The 11,889-nt window shown below is 51.1% G+C and carries 16 protein-coding genes; 6 read left to right on the top strand and 10 right to left on the bottom strand.

Annotated features, from left to right (window positions below; all coding sequences use genetic code 11):
• Window positions 1-283: 283 nt before the first annotated feature.
• Window positions 284-838 carry a gamma carbonic anhydrase family protein gene (locus K5Y33_RS22080; protein WP_110867587.1) on the top strand — a complete coding sequence of 185 codons (555 nt, stop codon included), beginning with the start codon at window positions 284-286 and terminating at the stop codon, window positions 836-838.
• Window positions 839-847: 9 nt separating this feature from the next.
• Here K5Y33_RS22080 and aroE read toward each other — a convergent pair whose 3' ends face one another.
• The 5 genes from aroE to dprA are packed head-to-tail and all read right to left on the bottom strand — an operon-like array spanning window position 848 to window position 4,396.
• A complete protein-coding gene (aroE, locus tag K5Y33_RS22075) occupies window positions 848-1,669 on the bottom strand; it encodes a shikimate dehydrogenase (protein WP_222235107.1) in 822 nt (273 codons plus the stop codon).
• Window positions 1,670-1,672: 3 nt separating this feature from the next.
• Complete coding sequence (gene tsaC, locus K5Y33_RS22070; protein WP_222235106.1) at window positions 1,673-2,248, bottom strand: L-threonylcarbamoyladenylate synthase type 1 TsaC; 576 nt, start codon at window positions 2,246-2,248, stop codon at window positions 1,673-1,675.
• On the bottom strand, window positions 2,245-2,799 hold the full coding sequence (locus K5Y33_RS22065; protein WP_101762573.1) for a type I DNA topoisomerase: 555 nt from the start codon (window positions 2,797-2,799) through the stop codon (window positions 2,245-2,247). Before K5Y33_RS22065 ends, tsaC begins: the two co-directional genes overlap by 4 nt.
• 27 nt (window positions 2,800-2,826) lie before the next feature.
• The gene (smg, locus tag K5Y33_RS22060; protein ID WP_007891699.1) at window positions 2,827-3,300 is read right to left on the bottom strand and encodes a DUF494 family protein Smg; all 474 of its coding nucleotides are present in this window, start codon (window positions 3,298-3,300) and stop codon (window positions 2,827-2,829) included.
• Window positions 3,272-4,396: a DNA-protecting protein DprA gene (gene dprA / locus K5Y33_RS22055; protein WP_222235105.1), complete on the bottom strand. Its 1,125-nt coding sequence runs from the start codon at window positions 4,394-4,396 to the stop codon at window positions 3,272-3,274. The genes smg and dprA overlap by 29 nt, the downstream gene beginning before the upstream one ends.
• A 115-nt stretch (window positions 4,397-4,511) precedes the next feature.
• Here dprA and def point away from each other — a divergent pair, with 115 nt between their 5' ends.
• From def to mscL, 5 genes are all read left to right on the top strand, one after another.
• Window positions 4,512-5,024 carry a peptide deformylase gene (gene def, locus K5Y33_RS22050; RefSeq protein ID WP_222235104.1) on the top strand — a complete coding sequence of 171 codons (513 nt, stop codon included), beginning with the start codon at window positions 4,512-4,514 and terminating at the stop codon, window positions 5,022-5,024.
• 21 nt (window positions 5,025-5,045) lie between these two features.
• The gene (gene fmt / locus K5Y33_RS22045; RefSeq protein WP_222235103.1) at window positions 5,046-5,990 is read left to right on the top strand and encodes a methionyl-tRNA formyltransferase; all 945 of its coding nucleotides are present in this window, start codon (window positions 5,046-5,048) and stop codon (window positions 5,988-5,990) included.
• 45 nt (window positions 5,991-6,035) lie between these two features.
• Window positions 6,036-7,322: a 16S rRNA (cytosine(967)-C(5))-methyltransferase RsmB gene (gene rsmB, locus K5Y33_RS22040; protein WP_222235102.1), complete on the top strand. Its 1,287-nt coding sequence runs from the start codon at window positions 6,036-6,038 to the stop codon at window positions 7,320-7,322.
• A gap of 31 nt (window positions 7,323-7,353) precedes the next feature.
• Entirely contained in the window at window positions 7,354-8,730 is a 1,377-nt protein-coding gene (gene trkA, locus K5Y33_RS22035) for a Trk system potassium transporter TrkA (protein ID WP_222235101.1), read from the top strand.
• Window positions 8,731-8,840: 110 nt separating this feature from the next.
• On the top strand, window positions 8,841-9,254 hold the full coding sequence (mscL, locus tag K5Y33_RS22030) for a large-conductance mechanosensitive channel protein MscL (RefSeq protein ID WP_007891693.1): 414 nt from the start codon (window positions 8,841-8,843) through the stop codon (window positions 9,252-9,254).
• Here mscL and K5Y33_RS22025 read toward each other — a convergent pair.
• From K5Y33_RS22025 to rpoA, 5 genes are all read right to left on the bottom strand, one after another.
• Window positions 9,239-9,490: an alternative ribosome-rescue factor A gene (locus tag K5Y33_RS22025; RefSeq protein ID WP_222235100.1), complete on the bottom strand. Its 252-nt coding sequence runs from the start codon at window positions 9,488-9,490 to the stop codon at window positions 9,239-9,241. The two genes, mscL and K5Y33_RS22025, sit on opposite strands and share 16 nt — an antisense overlap.
• A gap of 50 nt (window positions 9,491-9,540) precedes the next feature.
• Window positions 9,541-9,978, bottom strand: coding sequence for a Zn(2+)-responsive transcriptional regulator (gene zntR / locus K5Y33_RS22020; protein ID WP_101762568.1), 438 nt, complete (start codon window positions 9,976-9,978; stop codon window positions 9,541-9,543).
• A 1-nt stretch (window position 9,979) separates the two neighbouring features.
• Window positions 9,980-10,351 carry a DUF1992 domain-containing protein gene (locus K5Y33_RS22015; RefSeq protein WP_222235099.1) on the bottom strand — a complete coding sequence of 124 codons (372 nt, stop codon included), beginning with the start codon at window positions 10,349-10,351 and terminating at the stop codon, window positions 9,980-9,982.
• Between the two features lie 113 nt (window positions 10,352-10,464).
• Window positions 10,465-10,851: a 50S ribosomal protein L17 gene (gene rplQ, locus K5Y33_RS22010; protein ID WP_008104728.1), complete on the bottom strand. Its 387-nt coding sequence runs from the start codon at window positions 10,849-10,851 to the stop codon at window positions 10,465-10,467.
• Window positions 10,852-10,891: 40 nt separating this feature from the next.
• Window positions 10,892-11,881: a DNA-directed RNA polymerase subunit alpha gene (rpoA, locus tag K5Y33_RS22005; RefSeq protein WP_007891688.1), complete on the bottom strand. Its 990-nt coding sequence runs from the start codon at window positions 11,879-11,881 to the stop codon at window positions 10,892-10,894.
• Window positions 11,882-11,889: the final 8 nt, after the last annotated feature.

Here is an 11,889-nt window from a genome sequence, read left to right as displayed (position 1 = left end):
TACGCTACTCTCCTTCGGAGTCAAACACTTTTTTCAGCGTTTTCATCCGGCGGGATGAATTTCTTCACTCCCTGCCGAGCCGTCTGCGTTGCCGCTTTGCCGTCTCAGTGGTGGCGCATTATAGGGATCCGAATTTTTTGCACAACCCCTTTTTTCGATCTTTTTAATCGACTGGCGAGTTTTCACTCTTTTCGCTGCGATCGCGAGCGATCCGCTCAAAAATCATCTTGTTTATCCGCCTTTTAAGCCGCAGGCTTGGGTAAAAACGTAAAAGGAGAAGATCATGTCCACAGCCCTACGACCTTATAAGAACCATTTCCCGCAACAAGGCGATCGCGTGATGATCGATAGCAGCAGCGTGGTGGTGGGTGAAGTACAACTCGACGATGACGTTAGCATCTGGCCGCTGGTTGCGATTCGTGGTGACGTCAATAAAGTGGTGATAGGCAAAAGAAGCAATATTCAGGATGGCAGCGTACTGCACGTCACTCACAAGTCCAGCAGCAATCCGGAAGGTTATCCGCTGATTGTTGGCGAAGATGTCACGGTAGGGCATAAAGCGATGCTGCACGGCTGCACTATCGGCAATCGCGTACTGGTTGGTATGGGATCCATTCTGCTGGACGGCGTGATCGTTGAAGATGATGTGATGATTGGCGCTGGCAGTTTGGTGCCGCCAGGTAAACGACTGGAGAGTGGCTACCTGTATTTAGGCAGCCCGGTTAAGCAGGTCCGCCCACTCAGTGAAGCGGAAATCGCCGGGCTGCTTTACTCATCTAACAACTATGTTGGTTGGAAGAATGAATATCTCGCTCAGGAAAGCCAATCACATTCCTGATCGCCAGCCTTACCTCTGCTGCATCGACTGCTTTAGTTTGGCTATCACTGGCGTGATCTCTGGCATCACGCCATGCCATAAATGAAAAGCGTGAGCGGCTTGCCCTACTAACATGCCAACACCATCCGCCAGCTGCTGCGCGCCCTGCTGCTGGCACCACAATAAGAATGGCGTCAAACCTTGTTGATAAAACATGTCATAACACCGCGTTTGCGCATTAATTAGCGATGTGGCTAACGCCGGAACTTTGCCATCAACACCGCTCGAGGTCGCATTAATGATCAGATCAAATTGCTGATCCGTTAATTGCTCAAAGCTGGCCGCTTTGATATCCCCGCTATGCTGGAAAATCTCTGCCAGCTGCTCGGCGCGTGCCACGGTGCGATTCACTACCACCAGCGAACATCCGAATGAGAGCAGCGGCAGGATTACGCCACGCGCAGCACCACCGGCGCCCACCAGCAGAATTCGATCGCCTGGATGGATCATCTGCAGTCGTTCCAGATCGCTGAGCAAGCCGATGCCATCGGTGTTATCGCCGAAGATCTTGCCCTGCGCATCTTTCTTTAACGTATTAACCGCACCGGACAATGCCGCACGCTCGCTAAGCACATCGGCAAATTCCCACGCCTGCTGTTTAAAAGGCAGCGTGACATTGGCACCTTTGCCGCCATGCGTAAAAAAATCGGCTATCGACTGAGGAAAACCCTCAAGTGGCGCGCACTCCTTGCCATATTGATGCTCAATGCCGGTTTGCTCAGCGAACAAGCTATGAATGAAAGGGGATTTGCTATGCGCAATCGGGTGACCAAATACGGCAAAATTTTCCATGCGTTAGCCCTGACGAATAAGTTCACCGCTAATAACGTCGCGGATTTCAGAAGGATTCAGTCGCCCACCCGTTTCAGCATGTAAGACCGGGAACTGCGGACCAAATTGCTTAGCAACCTCTTCCGCATTACGACAAGGCGGTTCGCCGGAAAGATTGGCGCTGGTCGAAACCAGAGGTTTACCAAAACTGCGACACAAAGCCTGTACGTCCGGATGATCGCTAACGCGAATGGCCAGTGAGTCAAAACGCCCCGTTAACCAACGCGGCGTATGTGGCGAAGCTGGCACTACATAGGTTACCGGGCCAGGCCAACTGGCAAACATACGCTCGCGCTGCAGCACAGAGAGTTCACGGTCGGCGATATAAGGTTCCAGCTGCGCGTAATCGGCTGCAATCAAAATGAGTCCCTTCTCGACTGGACGCTGCTTTAGCGCCAAAAGCGCCATTACGGCATCCTCGCTGTCGGGATCGCAGCCCAATCCAAATACGGCTTCGGTTGGATAGGCGATAACTTCCTGTTGCTGTAGCCTCTCAATGCAAAAATCGAGACTACCCGCTGAATACTGGCTTGGCTTCATGATGATGATGCGTCCTGGACAATGGGCTTACCGCAGCGTTTGCTGGCGCAGAAGCGCTTCATGCCTTGTGCGGTTTTCTTCTCTATTAATAAAGGGAACTGGCAATGCGGGCAAACGCCTTCAACCGGCGCTGCGTTAAGGACAAACTGGCAATCTGGATAGCGATCGCAAGAGTAGAAGGTTTTGCCATAGCGCGAGCGCCGCTGTACCAGTTTACCGCTCTGACATTGCGGACAGGCGATAGCTGTTTCATCAGGCTTGTCGATAGTTTCGGTGTAATCACATTCCGGGTAGTGACTGCAACCCACGAACATGCCAAATCGCCCCTGACGCAGAACTTTGTCTGCGCCACACTGGGGGCATGCATGGCCTTCCAGCACTTTAACGACGTGTCCATCTCCCTGACTTTTCAGCGGGCGAATGTAATCGCAGGTTGGATAATTTACACACCCCAGAAAAGGGCCGTGTTTGCCGGAACGTATGACTAATTCTGCCCCGCAAGCGGGGCAGGGATCGTGTTTAGGCACGGAAAATAGTGCTGATTTACTCATATTACCGGTTGCATCAATCGCAAATTATTAATGCAGCATACCTTCATTGACGTCGAATAACAGTTCTTCCATTTGCTGATAGGCGTTTTCACATCCTGGGATGTTAAAAAGCACCATCAACACCACCCATTTGAGATCTTCAAGATCGAATTCGAGGGTATCAAGGGCCATTACACGTTCGATGACCATCTCGCGCGTTTCCATATTCAGCACCTGGACCTGTTCCAGGAACAAAATAAAACCGCGACATTCTGCATCTAAACGCTGGTTTTCCTCTTCGGTATAGATTCGCATTGAGAGCGGATCGTTTGCCATGAGTACTGGCGCAACCAAGCCTTCCTGATAATCCGCTAACCGCTCAAGCCAATTCAACGCATTGTAGATATCTTCACGATGAAAACCGGCATCGGTTAAATCATCGGTCAATTTATCCTGATCAACGCGCATTTCAGCTTCGTTGTGGATATACGTCTCAAACAAGTACATAAGTACGTCGAACATGGCATGCCCTCCTCAATCGGACATAGCCGCCGGGTACAGCTGCGATCCATCCTGCTAACTCCAGCTCCAGCAGGTGAGCTGCGATAACTGGCACAGGTTGGCCGGCACGTTCAGCGACGACGTCAACAGGTGTAACCTCATCACCTACGTTAGCCAACACAGTTGCAAATGGCAATGGCACATCGTCACTGTGTTGTGAATATATTGTTTCTGAACTGCTATCAGGCAACCATTGCAGCGTTGAATGTAAATCTTCAAGGATATTGTTAGGATGCGCCACCAGCAGCGCGCCTTGCTGGATAAGCCAGTGCGTACCTTCACTACCCGGATTGCCTAGCGCGCCGGGTAATGCATAAACGTTACGATTTTGTTCCAAAGCGTAGCGTGCCGTCACCAGCGAACCGCTTTTTAACGTGGCTTCAACTACCAGTACGCCAAGACTTAAACCACTGATGATGCGATTACGCCGCGGAAAGTTAACCGCATGCGGTGCCGTATCAAGGGGGAATTCCGAGATCAGTGCGCCACCGCCAGCGATGATCTCACGTGCTAACGCTTGATGACTTTTAGGGTAGATATGCTGCAGGCCGCTGCCTAATACTGCAACGGTTTTGCCCTGCACTTCTAACGCGGCCCGATGCGCCACGCCATCGATTCCGCGCGCAAGGCCGCTGGTGATGGTCAATCCACTTAGCGCTAATTGCTGCGTAAACCAGCTTCCCCATTGCTTACCATAATGCGTGCAGTGACGGCTGCCCACGACACCGAGTTGGGGCGTCTGCAAGATGTCCACATTTCCCGCGACATACAGCAATGAGGGACGTCGACTGATTTCCGCTAACGACGAGGGATAATGTTCGTCGATACAGGTAACTAAATGATGCTGCTCATCCTCCAGCCATAGATGCGTTCGTGCTAACTGGCGTGGACAAAGCTCTTTAAACTGTTGTCGCTGGGTTTCGTTTAATCCCTGATCCAGTAACAGATCGTCATCAACCTGAGCATCATCCTGCAATGCCTCCGCTAAATGTCTGACAACTCCAGAGCTTAAGCCTTTTACATTTGCCAGCCTGAGCATCCATTCAATTCTCTCCATGCTGCACTCCCTGTCAGCCGCGCTATCATGCGGTGCAATGCTGTCAATCAGACATCAAAAAGTCTACAATATGAGGCAGTAATCTTTTCTTCAACGCATACAGATCTGGATATTTATGTCAGTTTTGCAGGTATTACATTTCCCTGATGATCGCCTTCGCAAAATCGCTGCGCCGGTGGCAACCGTAAACGCAGACGTGCAGCGTATTGTCGACGACATGTTTGAAACCATGTACGCCGAAGAAGGTATTGGCTTAGCGGCGACCCAAGTCGATATTCATCAGCGCATCATTGTTATTGATGTTTCTGAAAACCGTGACGAGCGTTTGGTGCTGATTAATCCGGAACTGCTGGAAAAAAGCGGTGAAACCGGTATTGAAGAAGGCTGCCTTTCCATTCCTGAGCAACGTGCTTTTGTGCTGCGCGCAGAGTGGGTCAAAGTGCGTGCGCAGGATCGTGACGGCAAAAGCTTTGAGCTGGAAACCGACGGTCTGCTGGCGATTTGCATCCAGCATGAAATCGATCATCTCGATGGCAAACTTTTCATTGATTATCTGTCGCCACTGAAACGTCAGCGTATCAAACAGAAACTGGAAAAATTGGCCCGCCTAAACGCACGCGAAGATTAAGTGCTCATTGAAGGTTAAACTGTGTCTGCACCGCTCAAAATTATCTTTGCCGGTACACCTGACTTTGCAGCGCGTCATTTAGACGCGCTACTTGCTTCTGAGCATCAGGTTGTTGGCGTCTTTACCCAGCCCGATCGTCCAGCCGGACGCGGCAATAAGCTTACGTCAAGCCCGGTCAAAGTCCTGGCACAGGCGCACGATATTCCCGTATTTCAGCCGAAATCTCTGAAGCCTGAAGAGAACCAGCATCTGGTTGCCGATCTGCAGGCCGATATCATGGTGGTGGTCGCTTATGGCTTGATCCTGCCAAAAGCCGTGCTGGCGATGCCGCGCCTGGGTTGTATCAATGTGCATGGTTCGCTGCTGCCACGCTGGCGAGGTGCTGCACCCATCCAACGCTCTCTCTGGGCCGGCGATAGCGAAACCGGTGTCACCATTATGCAGATGGATGTTGGCCTCGATACCGGCGACATGCTGCATAAACTCTCCTGCCCAATTACGGCTGAAGACACCAGCGCGACGCTGTATGAGAAGCTGGCGCAACTCGGCCCGCAAGGCATGCTGCTAACGCTGGATCTGCTGGCAAGCGGTAATGCCAGGCCAGAAGTTCAGGATGAAGCGCTTGTCTCTTATGCCGAGAAACTGAGCAAAGAAGAAGCACGTCTCGATTGGTCACTTTCCGCAGCGCAGTTGGAACGTTGTATTCGTGCCTTCAATCCATGGCCAATGAGCTATTTCATGATTGAAGAGCAACCGGTAAAAGTCTGGCAGGCAACGGTTTTGCCGCATCAGAACAAGCAACCCGGTGAAATCGTCCTTGCAGATAAACAAGGCATTCAGATCGCAACGGCCGATGGTGTGCTGAATCTGGTATCGCTGCAACCTGCCGGTAAAAAAGCCATGTCCGCTCAGGACCTGCTCAATTCGCGCCGCGAATGGTTCGTACCTGGAACCGTTCTGGCCTGATCCTCCAAGCCCGGTTTGACCGGGCTTTTTGTTTGATGAAATAACATGAAAAAAGCTACCAACTTGCGCAGCCTGGCCGCGCAACTCATTGAACGCGTTGTGGACAAAGGCGAATCGCTGAGTGCCATTTTGCCGGGCGCGCAAAAAAACCTATCCGATAAAGATGGCGCGCTGCTGCAAGAACTCTGTTTTGGCGTGATGCGCACGCTGCCGCAGCTAGAAGCCTTAATCGGCAAACTGATGGAGCGCACCTTAACCGGTAAGCAGCGAGTTTTGCATTATCTGTTGATGGTTGGCCTCTATCAGCTGCTATATACCCGCGTGCCGGCCCATGCGGCACTGGCAGAAACCGTGGCGGGTGCTGAAGTGCTGAAGCGCACGGCTTTAAAAGGCCTGTTAAATGGCGTGTTGCGCCAGTTCCTGCGCCAGCAAGAAGCGCTGTTAGCCGAAGTCGATCAGGGCTCGCAACGTTACTGGCATCCAGGCTGGTTGCTGAAACGTCTGCAAGCGGCATGGCCAGAACAGTGGCAACAGATTGTTGAAGCTAACAATCAGCGACCGCCGATGTGGCTGCGCGTCAATCGCCAGTATCACAGTCGCGATGCCTGGCTGGCGCTATTGCAGGCAGAAGAGAAAGTTGCTTTTCCTGGCGATGCACAAGATGCATTGCGACTGGAATCACCCGCTCCAGTCAGCCAGCTGCCGGGTTTCGATCAAGGTTGGGTGACGGTGCAGGATCTTTCTGCACAACGTTGCGCACTGTTGCTTGAGCCAAAAAATGGGGAAACTATTCTCGATCTCTGTGCTGCTCCAGGTGGTAAAACCACGCATATCCTCGAAATCGCCCCGCAGGCCAAAGTCTTAGCCGTCGATGTTGACCCGCAACGCCTGCTCCGTGTGCATGAGAACTTACAGCGCATGGGCATGCAGGCCGAAGTGCGTCAGGGCGATGGTCGTACACCGGCAGAATGGTGTGGTGATATGCAGTTTGATCGTATCCTGCTCGATGCACCCTGCTCTGCCACGGGCGTTATTCGCCGCCATCCAGACATCAAGTGGCTACGTCGCGATCGTGATATTCCTGAGCTGGCGAATCTACAGCGCGAAATACTTGAGGCCGTCTGGCCGTGTCTAAAATCTGGCGGCACGATGATATATGCCACCTGCTCAATATTGCCGGAAGAGAATCACAATCAAATCAGCGCCTTTTTGGCAGCGCATAGCGACGCCGTGGCCGAAACGTTACCACAGGGCCAGGCTAATGGCTGGCAGGTTTTCCCGGCCATCGATGGCGGCGACGGCTTCTTCTACGCTAAGCTGATGAAAAAATAGTGCTGCGCACACTGACAAGAGCATCTAAGCCATGAAAATCATTATCCTCGGCGCCGGCCAGGTCGGCGGAACCCTGGCAGAAAATCTGGTCGGAGAAAATAACGATATTACCGTCGTCGATAGCGATGCGACGCGTTTACGCGTATTGCAGGACAAATTTGATCTGCGCGTCGTGCATGGTCACGGATCACATCCGCGTATTTTGCGTGAAGCCGGTGCTGAAGATGCGGATATGTTGGTGGCGGTAACCAACTCCGATGAAACCAACATGGTGGCTTGTCAGATTGCGTATTCCCTTTTCAATACGCCCAATCGTATCGCGCGTATTCGCGCCGCTGAATACTTACGCGATGCTGAGAAGCTGTTTGTACCTGATGCCGTACCAATTGATCATCTGATCTCTCCTGAGCAGTTGGTGATCGACAATATCTACCGCCTGATTCAGTATCCTGGCGCACTTCAGGTAGTGAATTTTGCCGAAGGCAAAGTGAGCCTCGCAGTGGTTAAAGCCTATTATGGCGGACCGCTGGTCGGGAATCCTTTGTCGATCATGCGTGAACATATGCCGCATATTGATACGCGAGTCGCGGCGATTTTTCGTCAGGATCGCCCCATTCGTCCCCAGGGTTCTACGATTGTGGAAGCCGGCGATGAAGTGTTCTTTATTGCCGCGAGCCAACACATCCGCGCGGTGATGAGTGAAATGCAGCGTCTGGAAAAACCGTATAAGCGCATCATGTTAGTTGGCGGCGGCAATATCGGCTTTGGATTGGCGCAGCGCCTGGAAAAACAGTACAGCGTGAAGTTGATTGAACGTAATCAACAGCGCGCGGCAGAACTAGCAGAACGCTTGCACGATACTATCGTGTTTTACGGTGATGCCTCGGATCAGGAATTGCTGGCCGAAGAGCATGTCGATCAAGTGGATCTCTTCATCGCGGTCACTAACGACGATGAAGCCAATATTATGTCGGCCATGCTGGCTAAGAAAATGGGCGCGAAAAAAGTAATGGTGCTGATCCAGCGACGCGCCTACGTCGATCTTGTTCAAGGCAGCGTGATCGATATTGCGATCTCGCCGCAACAAGCCACGATCTCGGCGCTGCTAAGTCACGTACGTAAAGCCGATATAGTGGGCGTGTCCTCACTGCGTCGCGGTATTGCAGAAGCAATCGAAGCGATCGCACACGGCGATGAAACCACCTCACGCGTGGTTGGGCGTTTAATAGAAGATATTAAGTTGCCGCCGGGAACCATTATCGGTGCTGTGGTGCGCGGTGATGAGGTGATCATCGCCAATGATAACGTGCGCGTCGAACAGGGCGATCACGTAATTATGTTCCTGACGGATAAGAAGTTTGTGCCCGATGTTGAGCGCCTGTTCCAGCCAAGTCCATTCTTCCTGTAAAAGCTGCGGGCGAAAGCCCGCCGTGAAAATTTCGCTTAATCCATTGTTCTAATGGCAATTGCACAAAGGTTTGTTAGACTTTAGCCATTGGTCAAGGCAAGGAGATAACAATGAGTTTATTCAAAGAGTTTCGTGATTTTGCAATGCGCGGGAACGTGGTTGATCTGGCGGTAGGTGTCATCATCGGTGCCGCTTTTGGTAAGATTGTTTCTTCACTGGTCGCCAATATCATCATGCCGCCACTTGGCTTGCTGATTGGTGGCGTCGATTTCAAACAGTTTAAATGGATATTAAAACCGGCAGAAGGTGATATTCCTGCTGTGGTAATGGAGTACGGTAACTTTATTCAGACCGTGTTCGATTTCGTTATTGTTGCCTTCGCGATATTCCTGGCAATTAAAGTAATGAACAAGCTGTATCAGAAAAAAGAAGTTGAGAAAGCGGCACCTAAGCCGACGAATGAAGAGTTACTGCTCACTGAAATCCGTGACCTGTTAAAACAACAAAATCACGATAAATTATAATAAAAAAGCCGCCCAAGTAAGGCGGCTTTTTTATCTTTAAAGAAGAAGGCCTGTGATAAACTTTTATGCTTATCACAGGCCTCCCAGTTACGTCCTTTGCCATGTTTGTCTTTACGTTGATAGCTGCCCCTTCCTTTCTGATTCTTCTCAATGCGCTGCCTAAACAGTGGATCATGTAATAATGCTTCCAGTGCATTATCGTTGATTTTACCTTTTTGGTGCTGATAGCGAGTCATCTCGTCCTCCGGTTATTAACGGCGCAACTATATTCCTTCCAGCGCAAAATTCAATCCTTACTACAACAAATTTCAGGCTGCGGCTCCTCACCTCTCTCCAGAGCTTCAAGTATTGAACAGCAAGCGCTGCTATGTATGTCGCCGCAGCAGGTTTCAGCTAAACGATGCAATGAACGTTGAATCGTCTGTAGTTCGGCAATCATGCCATTCACTTCATCCAATCTTTTCGCCACTATGGCTTTGGATTCCTGGCAAGTATGATGTTCAGGATCGATGCGGATCGACAATAAACCACGGATTGACTCTAGGCTAAAGCCAAGTTGGCGACCATAACGAATAAAACGCAGCCGCTGTAAATCATCGTCGCTATAAAGACGAAAACCGCCCTCAGTGCGTACCTCATGATTCATCATCTGCTGTTTTTCATAAAAGCGGATGGTGTCTGGCGTCACATCCGCCATTTTTGCCAGCTGGCCAATCCGATACATGCTATTTCTCCCGCTGCAAATGATGATGGATGTTATCGCTATACTCGCCGCGCAAAAATTCGGTACTGATTCCGGCTTGCTGGAGTTTTATTTCTAGCAAAGCTAAGCGTTTCGACAGTTCTCGCGCCTTGCCATCGTCAGGATCCAGTTCGCGTAGCAGATCGTTTACCGCCAATGCTTCTCGACGCATTTCAAGTTCCGGAGGTAAGTAACCAGAATTTTTCAACAGCCGATATGCCGTGCGCAGTTCAACTGGCACTCCGCAGTCATCATCTAGCTGTAAAGGTGCACCTTCGCCGGGCAAATTACTCAGCTCGCCCTTTTCCTGAGCTTCACGTATGTGTTGCTCTACAAGTTGATCAATTAGCCACATAAGGGAGTTCCTGATAGGTGTATCAGCCATCAGCATAGCGAAAGGGAAGTAAATGGAAAGGAATTACGGACAATAAAAAACCCGCCGAAGCGGGTTTTTTACGATACTGCAAATTACTCTGCAGTAGCTTCTGCTTGAGCTTCTGGACGATCAACCAGCTCGATGTAAGCCATCGGAGCGTTGTCACCAGCACGGAAGCCACACTTCAAAATGCGAGTGTAACCACCGGCACGGCTCGCGAAACGCGGGCCCAGCTCGTTAAACAGTTTTGCCACGATCTCGTTATCACGAGTGCGGGCGAATGCCAGACGACGATTAGCTACGCTGTCGGTCTTGGCAAGAGTAATCAGCGGCTCAACTACGCGGCGCAGCTCTTTGGCTTTCGGCAGAGTCGTCTTAATGATCTCATGACGAACCAGAGAACCAGCCATGTTGCGGAACATAGCCTGACGATGGCTGCTGTTGCGGTTCAGTTGACGACCACTCTTACGATGGCGCATGACCTTATCCTTCTCAGTGAAACCTTAACCTGTGATCGGGTTATTCATCAGCAATGCTTGCTGGTGGCCAGTTTTCCAGGCGCATGCCCAGAGACAAACCACGTGAAGCAAGCACATCTTTAATCTCGGTAAGAGATTTTTTACCCAGGTTAGGCGTTTTAAGCAGCTCAACCTCGGTACGCTGTACCAGATCACCGATGTAGTGGATAGCTTCTGCCTTGAGGCAGTTAGCAGAGCGGACAGTCAATTCCAGATCGTCAACAGGGCGCAGCAGGATCGGATCGAATTCTGGTTTCTCTTCTTTTACTTCCGGCTGACGTACATCACGTAAGTCAACGAAAGCTTCCAGTTGTTCTGCCAGGATGGTTGCCGCACGACGAATCGCCTCTTCAGGATCGATTGTGCCGTTGGTTTCCATTTCGATGACCAGCTTGTCCAGGTCGGTACGCTGTTCTACACGCGCTGCTTCAACATTGTAGGCAATACGGTCTACAGGGCTGTAGCAAGCGTCAACCAACAGACGGCCGATTGGGCGCTCATCTTCTTCCGAATGAATTCGGGCAGAAGCCGGCACATAACCACGACCACGCTGAACTTTGATACGCATGCTAATAGATGCGTTTTCATCGGTCAGGTGGCAGATCACATGCTGCGGCTTGACGATTTCAACATCACCGTCGTGGGTGATGTCGGCTGCAGTCACAGGGCCAATGCCAGATTTATTCAAAGTAAGGATGACTTCATCTTTACCTTGAACTCTTACCGCCAACCCTTTCAGGTTAAGCAGGATTTCCAGGATATCTTCCTGTACGCCCTCTTTGGTGGAGTACTCATGAAGCACACCATCAATCTCAACCTCGGTCACCGCGCAACCCGGCATGGAAGAAAGCAGAATACGGCGCAGTGCGTTGCCAAGAGTATGGCCAAAGCCACGCTCTAACGGCTCAAGGGTCACCTTGGCGTGCGTCGAACTCACTTGCTCGATATCTACCAGGCGCGGTTTTAGAAACTCTGTCACAGAACCCTGCATTGTGTCCT

Origin of the sequence: Pantoea sp. DY-17 (genome assembly GCF_019795975.1) — a bacterium.
GTDB lineage: Bacteria > Pseudomonadota > Gammaproteobacteria > Enterobacterales > Enterobacteriaceae > Pantoea > Pantoea leporis.
Note: the sequence above shows the minus strand (reverse complement) of the source record. Positions and strands in the feature narration are given on the sequence as shown.

What these genes read in the sequence shown, in the direction of transcription:
- dprA (WP_222235105.1), bottom strand. Translation starts at nt 4,396, where the DNA reads ATGGAGAGAATTGAATGGATGCTCAGGCTGGCAAATGTAAAAGGCTTA.
- K5Y33_RS22080 (WP_110867587.1), top strand. Translation starts at nt 284, where the DNA reads ATGTCCACAGCCCTACGACCTTATAAGAACCATTTCCCGCAACAAGGC.
- def (WP_222235104.1), top strand. Translation starts at nt 4,512, where the DNA reads ATGTCAGTTTTGCAGGTATTACATTTCCCTGATGATCGCCTTCGCAAA.
- rsmB (WP_222235102.1), top strand. Translation starts at nt 6,036, where the DNA reads ATGAAAAAAGCTACCAACTTGCGCAGCCTGGCCGCGCAACTCATTGAA.
- trkA (WP_222235101.1), top strand. Translation starts at nt 7,354, where the DNA reads ATGAAAATCATTATCCTCGGCGCCGGCCAGGTCGGCGGAACCCTGGCA.
- K5Y33_RS22025 (WP_222235100.1), bottom strand. Translation starts at nt 9,490, where the DNA reads ATGACTCGCTATCAGCACCAAAAAGGTAAAATCAACGATAATGCACTG.
- K5Y33_RS22015 (WP_222235099.1), bottom strand. Translation starts at nt 10,351, where the DNA reads ATGTGGCTAATTGATCAACTTGTAGAGCAACACATACGTGAAGCTCAG.
- mscL (WP_007891693.1), top strand. Translation starts at nt 8,841, where the DNA reads ATGAGTTTATTCAAAGAGTTTCGTGATTTTGCAATGCGCGGGAACGTG.
- aroE (WP_222235107.1), bottom strand. Translation starts at nt 1,669, where the DNA reads ATGGAAAATTTTGCCGTATTTGGTCACCCGATTGCGCATAGCAAATCC.
- rpoA (WP_007891688.1), bottom strand. Translation starts at nt 11,881, where the DNA reads ATGCAGGGTTCTGTGACAGAGTTTCTAAAACCGCGCCTGGTAGATATC.
- zntR (WP_101762568.1), bottom strand. Translation starts at nt 9,978, where the DNA reads ATGTATCGGATTGGCCAGCTGGCAAAAATGGCGGATGTGACGCCAGAC.
- smg (WP_007891699.1), bottom strand. Translation starts at nt 3,300, where the DNA reads ATGTTCGACGTACTTATGTACTTGTTTGAGACGTATATCCACAACGAA.
- tsaC (WP_222235106.1), bottom strand. Translation starts at nt 2,248, where the DNA reads ATGAAGCCAAGCCAGTATTCAGCGGGTAGTCTCGATTTTTGCATTGAG.
- rplQ (WP_008104728.1), bottom strand. Translation starts at nt 10,851, where the DNA reads ATGCGCCATCGTAAGAGTGGTCGTCAACTGAACCGCAACAGCAGCCAT.
- K5Y33_RS22065 (WP_101762573.1), bottom strand. Translation starts at nt 2,799, where the DNA reads ATGAGTAAATCAGCACTATTTTCCGTGCCTAAACACGATCCCTGCCCC.